Below are 11488 nucleotides of genomic sequence, written 5' to 3' on the forward strand. Positions count from 1 at the left end.
CTTTCCCGCACCATGTTTCCCCGGTACCCCCCGCCGGGCCGGGTGGCCCTCGGCTCTGTTTCACGACGTTTCACGTGAAACAGAGCCGCCCGCGCTCTCAGCTCCGCGTCGCCCACCATTCCTTGAGCGCCGCGACCGCCGCATCGTGCTCCATCGGCCCGTTCTCCAGACGGAGCTCCAACAGATGCTTGTACGCGCAGCCGATCTGGGGGCCCGGTCCCACACCGAGGATCTCCATGATCTCGTTGCCGTCCAGATCCGGCCGGATCGCGTCCAGCTCCTCCTGCTCCTGTAGCTTCGCGATGCGCTCCTCAAGCCCGTCGTACGCGCGCGACAGCGCATTCGCCTTCCGCTTGTTGCGCGTCGTGCAGTCGGAGCGCGTCAGCTTGTGCAGCCGGCTCAGCATCGGGCCCGCGTCCCGTACGTACCTGCGCACCGCCGAGTCGGTCCACTCGCCCGTGCCGTAGCCGTGGAAGCGCAGATGCAGCTCCACCAGCTTCGTGACGTCCCGAACCAGGTCGTTGGAGTACTTGAGCTTCGTCATCCGCGACTTGGTCAGCTTCGCCCCCACCACCTCGTGGTGGTGGAAGGAGACCCGGCCGTCCTTCTCGAACCGCCGCGTCTTCGGCTTCCCGATGTCGTGCAGCAGAGCCGCGAGCCGCAGCACCAGATCCGGCCCGTCCTCTTCGAGGTCGATGGCCTGCTCCAGCACGGTCAGGGAGTGCTCGTACACATCCTTGTGCCGGTGGTGCTCATCGCTCTCCAGCCGCAGCGCCGGCAGCTCCGGAATCACGCGGTCGGCGAGCCCCGTGTCGACGAGGAGCTTGAGGCCCTTGCGCGGCTCGGGGGAGAGCAGCAGCTTGTTGAACTCGTCCCGGACCCGCTCCGCGGAGACGATGTCGATCCGGCCGGCCATCTCCGTCATCGCCGTGACGACCTCGGGCGCCACCTCGAAGTCGAGCTGCGCGGCGAACCGCGCTGCCCGCATCATGCGCAGCGGGTCGTCGGAGAAGGACTCCTGCGGCGTGCCGGGCGTCCGCAGCACGCGCGCGGCGAGGTCCTCCAGCCCGTTGTGCGGGTCGATGAACTCCTTCTGCGGGAGTGCCACCGCCATCGCGTTCACGGTGAAGTCCCGGCGGACGAGATCCTGCTCGATGGAGTCGCCGTAGGAGACCTCGGGCTTGCGGGAGGTGCGGTCGTAGGCCTCCGACCGATAAGTCGTGACCTCGATCTGGAAGACCTGATTGTCGCTTCCGCCCCGCTTGTTGCAGCCGACCGTGCCGAAGGCGATCCCGACCTCCCACACCGAGTCCGCCCAGGGCCGGACGATCTTCAGCACGTCGTCGGGGCGGGCGTCCGTCGTGAAGTCCAGGTCGTTGCCGAGCCGTCCCAGCAGCGCGTCCCGGACCGATCCTCCGACCAGGGCAAGGGTGAACCCGGCCTCCTGAAAGCGTCGGGCAAGATCATCGGCTACGGGCGACACCCGCAAGAGCTCACTCACGGCACGGCGCTGCACCTGGCTGAGCTCATTGGTCGACTGCGGGTGGTGGCTGTCATTGTTGGCGTTCGGCACAACAGAAGAGGGTACGTGGCCGCACGGCCCGGAGCTTCCCCAATAAAAGGGACACCGACCGGCGTAACGATCTTGTGGAGCAGTCCGCAGCACTTCGCCCCGGCAGGGCTCGTTACCATTCGTGGACGCACATCCGACGACCACTGACGACGACTAGGGACGGGCGAGCGCGTGGCCGATGCGGCAGAGTTCCAGGAGACTACTTCGACTCCTGCCCGTCGGAGGCCCCGACGAACCGCGACACTGCTCATCGGAATCCTCCTGTTCGTAGCCCTGCTACAGCTGCCCTCCGCACCCGCCGCCCACGCGGCCGCCACCGGATCCCGCACCGTCTCCGTCTCGATCGACTCCCTGACCCCCACCACGCCGACGAAGAGCGACACCCTGACCGTCACCGGAACCGTCACCAACGACGGAAAGTCCACGGTCTCCGGGGCCCAGGTCGCCCTGCGGGTCGGCCCCCAGATCAGCGGCCGCAGCGCCCTCGACGACGTCGCCAAGCGCACCGGGTACTCGCTCGGCGCCGACGGCACCGAGATCGGCGGCAAGTACGCGAAGAAGATCGCCAAGCTGCCGGCCGGCATCAGCCGCGACTTCAGCATCAAGATCCCGGCAAAGGATCTGAATCTCGGCTCGGACGGCATCTACCAGCTCGGCGTCGCCCTCACCGGCCACACCTCCAGCCAGTCGTACGACCAGGTGCTGGGCATCAAGCGGACGCTCCTGCCCTGGCAGCCCTCCGCCGTCAGCGGCAAGAAGACCAAGCTCACCGTCATGTGGCCGCTCGTCTCCACGACCCACCTCACCGCCCGCTCGGCGTCCGACCCCCAGCAGATGCCGGTCTTCCGCAACGACGACCTCGCTGCCGAGATCGCACCGGGCGGACGGCTGCAACAACTCGTCTCCCTCGGCAAGAACCTCCCCGTCACCTGGGTCATCGACCCCGACCTGCTCGCCTCCGTCGAGGCCATGACGAAGAACTACACGGTCGAGCAGCCCGACGGGACGACCGCGCCGGGCAAGGGCCAGGCCGTCGCCAAGCAGTGGCTCCACGACCTCCAGGACGCGGTCCCCGGGGACCAGGTGATGGCGCTGCCCTTCGCCGACCCCGACCTCGCCTCGCTCGCCCACCGCGGCAAGGACGTCACCGGCTCGCTCAGCCACCTCCAGTCGGCCACCGAGCTCGCCGCGACCACCGTCGACACGATCATCGGCGTGAAGCCGCGCACCGACTTCGCCTGGCCCGTGGACGGCGCGATCGACTCCTCCATCGTCGACGTCGCCACCTCCGCCGGCGCCCACAACGTCATCACCCGCAGCGACAGCCTCCGCGACAGCGACCTCCCCTACGCCCCGACCGCGGCCCGGAAAATCGGCAGCGGCAACACGGCGATCGTCTCCGACGCCCGGCTCTCGACCGCCTTCGAGGGCGACATGGCGAAGGCCGGAAACGCCACGCTCGCCGTGCAGCAGTTCCTCGCCCAGACCCTGATGGTCACCATGCAGGAACCGCAGAACCAGCGCAGCGTCGTCGTGGCCCCTCAGCGCACCCCCACCGCCAGCCAGGCCCAGGCCATGGCCGCGGCTCTCGGCGCGCTGTCGGACAACCGCTGGACCCAGTCGGTGGACCTGGGCGACGCCGCCAAGGCCAAGCCCGACCCGGACGCCAACCAGCGCATCCCCTCAAGCGGCTCGTACAGCGGTTCCCTGCGCAAGCAGGAACTGCCGAACAGCGCCTTCCAGGACATAAAGAAGACCCAGACCACCCTGGACGGCTTCAAGGTCATCCTCACCGCCAAGGACCGCGTGGTCACCCCGTTCGGCAACGCGATCATGCGGGAGATGTCCACCTCGTGGCGGGGCGACCACCAGGCCGCCGAGAACTTCCGGGGCTCCGCCGAGCAGTATCTGAACAATCTGCGGGGGCAGGTCCACCTCATCCAGAAATCGGACGCCACCCTCTCCGGACGCAGCGCCACGGTCCCCGTAACCGTGAAGAACGGCCTGCTCCAAGGCGTCGACGGCCTCCGGCTCGTCCTCACCTCCCAGCAGCCGAACCGCCTCGACGTCGGCGACTCGAAACCCATCACGCTCGAAGGCGGGCACAGCCAGTCCGTAAAATTCGAGACCCGCGCCAACGCGAACGGTCCCGTTAAGGTGACAGCGCAGCTCCTCACCGAAGACGGGCAGCCGTACGGCGGCCCGATGTACTTCACCGTGCAGGTCACCTCCATCACCCCGATGGTGCTGCTGGTCATCGCCGTCGGCGTGCTCCTCCTCGTCCTGGCAGGACTCCGGATCTACCTGAAGCGCAAGCGGCGCGCCCGCGACGCGGCGGACGGAGACCAGCACGACGGCGACGAGGACAACGGCGCGGACGCCGAGGAACCCGAGCAGCCGGGTGACCCGGCGCCGGACACCGGATCACAAAGCACTGACCCATCCGGATCGGGTGAGAAAGTGGACCGTTGAGGAGCAGCAGGGCCGGTCGGCCGCGGACGATGAGGTGGGGTAGCGATGAACGCGCCGTACGACGGTGACCGCGGCCGAGGGCAAGGCGGCGATCCGGAACACCAGTACCCGCCGACGCCCCCGCCTGCCCCGGACCCGTACCTCCAGGACGCCTACACCGCGAACCCGTACCCCGCGCAGGACCCCGCCGCGCAGGACCCGGTGACCGAGGCGCTCTACGACCGCGCCGCACACCCCCCGCCGCCCGGTTCCTACCAGCAACAGCAGCCGCTCTACCAGCAGCCTGCCGCTCCCCAGTACGACGCCCCCGACCCGAGCCTGTGGGCGCCCGCCCCGCCGCCCCGGCCCGAGACCCCGTCCCGCCACCTGCCCTACGGCGACGACGCCACCCAGCAGTTCGTCGGCGTCGACGACCGCTCCGGCCAGGCCGCCGAGGAGCGCCCCCAGCAGGACGCCTTCGCCCACCTCTTCCGCGACCAGCAGCCGTACGAACCGCGGCCGCAGCAACAGCAGCAGCCGTACGAACCGCAACAGCAGCAGCCGTACCAGCCGGCCTACCAGTACCCGCCGGAGCAGCCGCACGACCCGCGGTACCCCGACCCGCGGCACCAGAACCCGCCGCACCACGCCCCCCGGCACCAGGCCCCGCCCGTGCCCCCGCCGACCGGACCGACGCCGGACCCGGCGCTGGACACCGCGCCCTCACCAGTGCCGCAACAGGTGCCACAAGCCCCGCAGGCCACGGAGACGCCGCAGACCCCGGAGACCCCGGCCAAGGCCTCCTCCGGCGGCGGCAAGGTCGGCAGCATCATGAAGTCCAGCGCCGTCATGGCCGCCGGCACCCTCGTCTCCCGGCTGACCGGCTTCGTCCGCCAGCTGGTGATCACCGCGGCGCTCGGCGCGGCGCTCCTCGGCGACACCTACGCCATCGCCATGACCCTGCCGACGATGATCTACATCCTCACCATCGGCGGCGGGCTCAACTCCGTCTTCGTCCCGCAGCTCGTACGCGCGATGAAGGAGGACGACGACGGCGGAGAGGCATACGCCAACCGCCTCCTGACCCTCGTCATGGTCATCCTCGGCGCCCTCGTCGTCATCTGCGTCTTCGCGGCGCCGCTGCTGATCCGCATGATGTCCGTGAAGATCGCCGACGACCCGGCGGCCAACGGCGTGGCGGTCACCTTCGCCCGCTACTGCCTGCCCACCATCTTCTTCATGGGCGTCCACGTCGTCATGGGCCAGATCCTCAACGCACGCGGTCGATTCGGCGCCATGATGTGGACCCCCGTCCTCAACAACGTCGTCGTCATCTTCACCTTCGGGATGTTCATCTGGGTGTACGGCACCCACAGCAGCTCCCACCTGACCGAATCGACGATCACGCCGGAGGGCCTGCGTCTCCTCGGCATCGGCACGCTCCTCGGACTCACCGTCCAGTCCCTGGCGATGCTCCCCTACCTGCGGGACGCCGGCTTCAAGTTCCGCCCGCGCTTCGACTGGCGCGGCCACGGCCTCGGCAAGGCCGCCAAGCTCGCCAAGTGGACGTTCCTCTTCGTCCTCGCCAACCAGGCCGGGCTCCTCGTCGTCACCCAGCTCGCCACCTGGGCGGGCGACGACGCCGCCAAGGCCGGCTTCCCCGGCACCGGCATCCTCGGCTACAACAACGCCCTGCTCATCTGGCAGATGCCGCAGGCCATCATCACGGTCTCCGTCATGGCGGCCCTGCTGCCCCGCATCTCCCGCTCCGCCCAAGACGGCGACCCCGGCGCCGTCCGCGACGACATCTCGCAGGGCCTGCGCACCTCCGCTGTGGCCATCGTGCCGATCTCCTTCGGCTTCCTCGCCCTCGGCGTCCCGATGTGCAGCCTGATGTTCTCCTCGTCCGGTGCGGACGGCGCCCGGTCCATGGGATTCATCCTCATGGCCTTCGGACTCGGCCTCATCCCGTTCTCCGTGCAGTACGTCGTCCTCCGCGGCTTCTACGCCTACGAGGACACCCGCACGCCCTTCTACAACACGGTGATCGTCGCAGCGTCCAACGCGGCGGCTTCGGGCATCTGCTTCCTCATCCTCCCCTCCCGCTGGGCCGTCGTCGGCATGGCCGCCTCCTACGGCCTGGCCTACGCCATCGGCGTCGGGGTCGCCTGGAACCGCCTGCGCAACCGGCTGGGCGGCGACCTGGACGGAGCCCACGTCATCCGTACGTACGCACGCCTGGCAGGCGCCAGCATCCCCGCCGCCCTCCTCGCGGGCGGCGCCGGATACGGAATCACTCAGACGCTGGGCAGCGGCGCCCTCGGATCACTCGTAGCCTTGCTGGGCGGCGGAATCGTACTCATCGTCGTCTTCTACGCCGCCGCGAAGCGGATGCGCATCCAAGAACTCACCGCGATGGTCGGCATGGTCCGCGGCCGACTGGGCCGATGACCCGAACACAACCATCACCCACTACCGCGTGTCGTGCATAGCACCGGACTGTGGGCACAATTGTCCTGGCTGTGGAGAGCGTGCAACGGATGGGGAGGCAGGAACGACGGTGGCTGAACGGAGCACGGCTGCCGTCGACGTGACCGAAGACAGCGGCGAAAAGTCGCTGACCGCCAAGGCGGACAAGGTCACGGCCGACGGGGCGAAGGCCAAGAACAAGGCCGACGCGCACAAAGACACAGAGCGCGCAGAGAACAAGGACGCCGCGCCCGAAGCACAATCCCCCGAGCTGCACAGCGGCCACAAACTCGCCAGACGCTACCGCCTGGAGGAGTGCGTCACCCGTCTGGACGGATTCAGCAGCTGGCGTGCGGTGGACGAGAAACTGCGCCGCGCCGTCGGCGTCCACCTGCTGCCCGCAGACCATCCGAGAGCCCGTCCGGTTCTTGCCGCCGCCCGCTCGGCCGCCCTCCTCGGCGACCCGCGCTTCGTCCAGGTCCTCGACGCCGTCGAGGAGAACGACCTCGTCTACGTCGTCCACGAATGGCTGCCGGACGCCACCGAGCTCACCACCCTGCTGGCCACTCGGCCCCTGGAACCGCACGACGCCTACCAGCTCGTCAGCCAGGTCTCCCAGGCCATGACCGCCGCCCACCGCGAGGGCCTGGCGCACCTGCGCCTGCACCCCGGCTCCGTGCTGCGCACCGAGTCCGGCCAGTACCGCATCCGCGGCCTCGCGGTCATGGCCGCCCTGCGCGGCATCACCTCCGAAGACACCCAGCGCACGGACACCGAAGCGATCGGCGCGCTCCTCTACGCCGCTCTCACCCAGCGCTGGCCCTACGAGAACGACGCCCACGGCCTCTCCGGGCTCCCCAAGGGCGTCGGCCTCATCGCCCCCGACCAGGTCCGCGCGGGCATCCACCGCGGCCTGTCCGACCTCACGATGCGCGCCCTCGTCAACGACGGCGCCACCGCCTCGCGCCAGGAACAGCCCTGCACCACCCCGGAGGAGCTCGCCAAGGCGGTCGCCGCGATGCCCCGCGTCCGGCCGCCGGAGCCCAGCTTCACCGCCCCTCCGTCGTACCAGCGGACCACCTACCAGCAGGGTGCCTACGGCCAGCCGCCCCGGCCCGGCTATCCCTCGGCGCGCCCCGCACCGACGCCCCCGCCCCCGCCCCCGCCGCTCCAGGGTCGCACCGGCAAGACCCTCAAGTGGGCCGTCTCGGCGCTGCTCATCGCGGCGTTGGGCCTGGGCAGCTGGCAGCTCGCCGACACGCTCCTCAAGGACGAACACGACCACGACAACCCTCCGACCTCCCAGTCGGGGCACAACAAAAACGACAAGAAGCCCGTGGTCAAACCGCTAACCATCAGCGGTGCCACGGAGTTCTCGCCGTTGGATGGCCCCACGGGCAAGAACCCCCAGAACGCCGTCGACGGAGACCCCGGCACGGCCTGGATCACGGGGCAATTCTTCGGGTGGGCGGAGTTCGGCAACCGTCCGAATCGCAAGGACGGCAGCGGCATCGTCGTGGATCTCGGGAGCGTAAAGAACGTCTCCGATGTTCACGTCGACATGTACCGTCCGGGCCAGACATCAGAGATCCTGGCGGCTGACCCGTCCGCGTCGAGCAGCCCCAGCGCGCTCTCCGGCTTCTCACAGCGCGTCAGCAAGTCGGAGAAGGCAGGCTCCTCGCTGGACGTGACGCTCAAGAAGCCGGTCCGCACCCGATACCTGCTGATCCACGTCACCGAGCTCCCGCCCGACGGGACGGGTTCGGGGACCCAGACGGGTTACCGCGGCGGGATCGCGGAGATCAAAGTGAAGGGCAGCTGACCGAAGCGGTCGGCACCAAGGGGAGGGGCTCGACGTTGGACGACGTCAGACGCGACGCCACAAGCGACGCCGAGCTCCTCGCCCTGCACATCAAGGGCGATCCCGACGCCTTCGGAGAGATCGTCAGACGCCATCGCGACAGACTCTGGGCGGTGGCCCTGCGCACCCTGGGAGACCGGGAAGAGGCAGCAGACGCCGTCCAGGACGCCCTGGTCTCCGCCTACCGGGCCGCGCATAGCTTCCGCGGCCAGTCAGCCGTCACGACATGGCTGCATCGCATCACCGTCAACGCCTGCCTCGACCGGGCCCGCAAGGCTGCCTCTCGCCGCACCTCGCCGGTGGCCGACACCGAGCGGCTGGAGCAGCTGCTGGAGCCCGAGGAGTCGGCCGCCGTTCCCGCGGAGCGCAGCGACCTCCACCGCGAACTCCTCGGGGCGCTCGCCACTCTGCCCCCCGATCAGCGCGCCGCCCTCGTCCTCGTCGACATGCAGGGATACCCCGTGGCTGAGGCCGCCGAAGTGCTGAACGTGCCGGTCGGCACGGTGAAAAGCCGGTGCGCGCGGGGACGCGCACGGCTGCTTCCCATGGTCACCCATCTGCACCCGAGTAGCAGGGATAGCGCGCCCCCGGGCGGGGGAAGGAACCGGACGCAGGGGACAGCCGTCCCACCACCGGCAGGGCCGAACGATGCTGATCCCGTGAAGGGCGGAGGTGGGCGAGCGTGACATCCACGACCGACACGGACGGGCACCCGGAGGTCGCTGAGATCTCCGCGCTCAGCGAAGGAATCCTGCCACCGGACCGCACGGCCGACGTACGGCAGCACCTCGCGGACTGCGAACTGTGCGAGGACGTCCGGGCCTCCCTGGACGAAATCCGCAGCCTGCTCGGCACCCTGCCCGGCCCCGCGCGTATGCCAGATGACGTCGCCGGCCGCATCGACGCGGCGCTCGCCGCCGAAGCGCTCCTCGACGCCACGGCTCCCGCCGAGAGCCTCGCCGTTTCACGTGAAACCACGTCGGCTCGTGAAACCGCGCCTTCCGCCTCGTCGGCTGCCGATCATGTTTCACGTGAAACAGCGCACGCTCCCTCGGTGGCCACTGGCCGTCCCGCCGGTCACTCCCGGGGAGCGACCGGCCCGGGGCGGCAGGGTCAGAAGGCCGGTGCCGACCGGCGCACGAGCAGGCGTCGCTGGCCGAAGGCGCTTCTCGGCACCGCGTGCGCCGCGGCCGTCCTCACCGTGGGCGGTCTCCTCATTCAGTCGGGGCTCAGCGATGACACGAGCGGCCAGGCCCATAACTCGGTGACGAAGGACCAGGACGGCGGCTCCAGTCTCTCCTCCGCCACTCTTGAGTCGCACGTACAGGCTCTGCTAGCGGCCCGGAAGCCTGCCGAATCCCGCAGCATGAGCGCTCAGAGCTCGCCCCAGACCACGATGCAGGACAACGGCACCACCGCGCCGTCCTGCGTACGGGAGGGGACCGGCCGCTCCGACGTGCCGCTCGCGGCACACCAGGAGACTTACGAGGGCAAGGACGTCTATCTCATCCTTCTGCCTCACGAGGGCGACGATCAGCGCGTCGACGCCTACATCGTCGCGTCCTCCTGTACCGGTGCCTCCTCCCCGACGCCGGGAGAGGTCCTGCTGAACCGCACATATGCTCGCGACTGAGCACACCATCGTGCGCTGTCGTCTCCGGGGAATGCTCGCGCCGTAGTATCCGTTGGGTGGGGTGAGACCCAACAGGGCCCCAGACAGCAGTCGGCAGAGACAAGGAAGACACCCGTGAGCGACGTCCGCAACGTGATCATCATCGGCTCCGGGCCTGCGGGCTATACGGCCGCGCTCTACACCGCCCGCGCCTCTCTGAAGCCGCTGGTCTTCGAGGGCGCCGTGACCGCCGGTGGTGCGCTGATGAACACCACCGACGTGGAGAACTTCCCCGGCTTCCGCGACGGGATCATGGGCCCGGACCTCATGGACAACATGCGTGCCCAGGCCGAACGGTTCGGTGCCGAGCTGGTCCCCGACGACGTGATCGCCGTCGACCTCAGCGATGAGATCAAGACGGTCACCGACTCCGCGGGCACCGTGCACCGTGCCAAGGCCGTCATCGTCACCACCGGCTCCCAGCACCGCAAGCTGGGCCTGCCCCGTGAGGACGAGCTGTCCGGCCGCGGCGTCTCCTGGTGCGCCACCTGCGACGGGTTCTTCTTCAAGGACCAGGACATCGCCGTGATCGGCGGCGGCGACACCGCGATGGAGGAGGCGACCTTCCTCTCCCGCTTCGCCAAGTCCGTCACCATCGTGCACCGTCGTGACACGCTGCGCGCCAGCAAGGCCATGCAGGAGCGCGCCTTCGCCGACCCGAAGATCAAGTTCGTCTGGGACAGCGAGGTCGCCGAGATCCATGGTGAGAACAAGCTCTCTCACTTGACTCTGCGCAACCTGAAGTCCGGCGAGACCTCCGAGCTCCCTGTGACCGGCCTGTTCATCGCCATCGGCCACGACCCGCGCACGGAGCTCTTCAAGGGCCAGCTCAAGCTGGACGACGAGGGGTACCTCATGGTGGACGCGCCGTCCACGCACACGAACCTCACCGGCGTCTTCGCCGCGGGCGACGTTGTGGACCACACGTACCGCCAGGCCATCACCGCCGCCGGCACCGGCTGCTCCGCGGCGCTGGACGCCGAGCGCCACCTCGCCGCCCTGAGCGACAGTGAGAGCGTGCCGGAGCCCGAGAAGACCGCCTGACCCCGTCCAGCCCCCAGACCCCACTGCCTCATCATCTAAGGAGATCGCCATGGCCGGCGCCCTCAAGTCCGTAACCGACGCCACCTTCGAAGAGGACGTCCTGAAGAACGACAAGCCCGTGCTCGTCGACTTCTGGGCAGCCTGGTGCGGCCCGTGCCGCCAGATCGCCCCCTCCCTTGAGGCGATCGCGGCCGAGCACGGCGACAAGATCGAGATCGTCAAGCTGAACATCGACGAGAACCCGGGCACGGCCGCCAAGTACGGCGTTATGTCGATCCCGACCCTGAACGTCTACCAGGGCGGCGAGGTCGCCAAGACCATCGTCGGCGCCAAGCCGAAGGCCGCGATCGAGCGCGACCTGTCCGAGTTCATCGCCTGATACAACCTCGCTGTTTCACGTGAAACAGAAGCACATGCG

At 69.1% G+C, this 11488-nt stretch carries 8 protein-coding genes; 7 read left to right on the forward strand and 1 reads right to left on the reverse strand.

The window, feature by feature from the left end:
- Positions 1-97: 97 nt before the first annotated feature.
- The gene (locus tag ACFU99_RS17215) at positions 98-1573 is read right to left on the reverse strand and encodes a CCA tRNA nucleotidyltransferase (RefSeq protein ID WP_384392271.1); all 1476 of its coding nucleotides are present in this window, start codon (positions 1571-1573) and stop codon (positions 98-100) included.
- A gap of 171 nt (positions 1574-1744) precedes the next feature.
- Between ACFU99_RS17215 and ACFU99_RS17220 the strand changes: the two genes are divergently transcribed.
- From ACFU99_RS17220 to trxA, 7 genes are all read left to right on the forward strand, one after another.
- Positions 1745-4045: a DUF6049 family protein gene (locus ACFU99_RS17220; protein WP_384392274.1), complete on the forward strand. Its 2301-nt coding sequence runs from the start codon at positions 1745-1747 to the stop codon at positions 4043-4045.
- 45 nt (positions 4046-4090) lie between these two features.
- The gene (murJ, locus tag ACFU99_RS17225) at positions 4091-6475 is read left to right on the forward strand and encodes a murein biosynthesis integral membrane protein MurJ (protein ID WP_384392277.1); all 2385 of its coding nucleotides are present in this window, start codon (positions 4091-4093) and stop codon (positions 6473-6475) included.
- Between the two features lie 109 nt (positions 6476-6584).
- Positions 6585-8315 (forward strand): protein kinase family protein, encoded by a 1731-nt coding sequence (locus ACFU99_RS17230; RefSeq protein WP_384392279.1) that lies wholly within the window; start codon positions 6585-6587, stop codon positions 8313-8315.
- A 35-nt stretch (positions 8316-8350) separates the two neighbouring features.
- The gene (gene sigM, locus ACFU99_RS17235; protein WP_384392282.1) at positions 8351-9040 is read left to right on the forward strand and encodes an RNA polymerase sigma factor SigM; all 690 of its coding nucleotides are present in this window, start codon (positions 8351-8353) and stop codon (positions 9038-9040) included.
- Positions 9037-9987, forward strand: coding sequence for a hypothetical protein (locus ACFU99_RS17240; protein WP_384392285.1), 951 nt, complete (start codon positions 9037-9039; stop codon positions 9985-9987). Before sigM ends, ACFU99_RS17240 begins: the two co-directional genes overlap by 4 nt.
- Positions 9988-10101: 114 nt before the next feature.
- Positions 10102-11070 (forward strand): thioredoxin-disulfide reductase, encoded by a 969-nt coding sequence (trxB, locus tag ACFU99_RS17245; protein ID WP_384392288.1) that lies wholly within the window; start codon positions 10102-10104, stop codon positions 11068-11070.
- A gap of 49 nt (positions 11071-11119) precedes the next feature.
- Positions 11120-11449: a thioredoxin gene (gene trxA, locus ACFU99_RS17250; RefSeq protein ID WP_030882180.1), complete on the forward strand. Its 330-nt coding sequence runs from the start codon at positions 11120-11122 to the stop codon at positions 11447-11449.
- Positions 11450-11488: the final 39 nt, after the last annotated feature.

This window comes from Streptomyces sp. NPDC057654 (assembly GCF_042800135.1).
GTDB lineage: Bacteria > Actinomycetota > Actinomycetes > Streptomycetales > Streptomycetaceae > Streptomyces.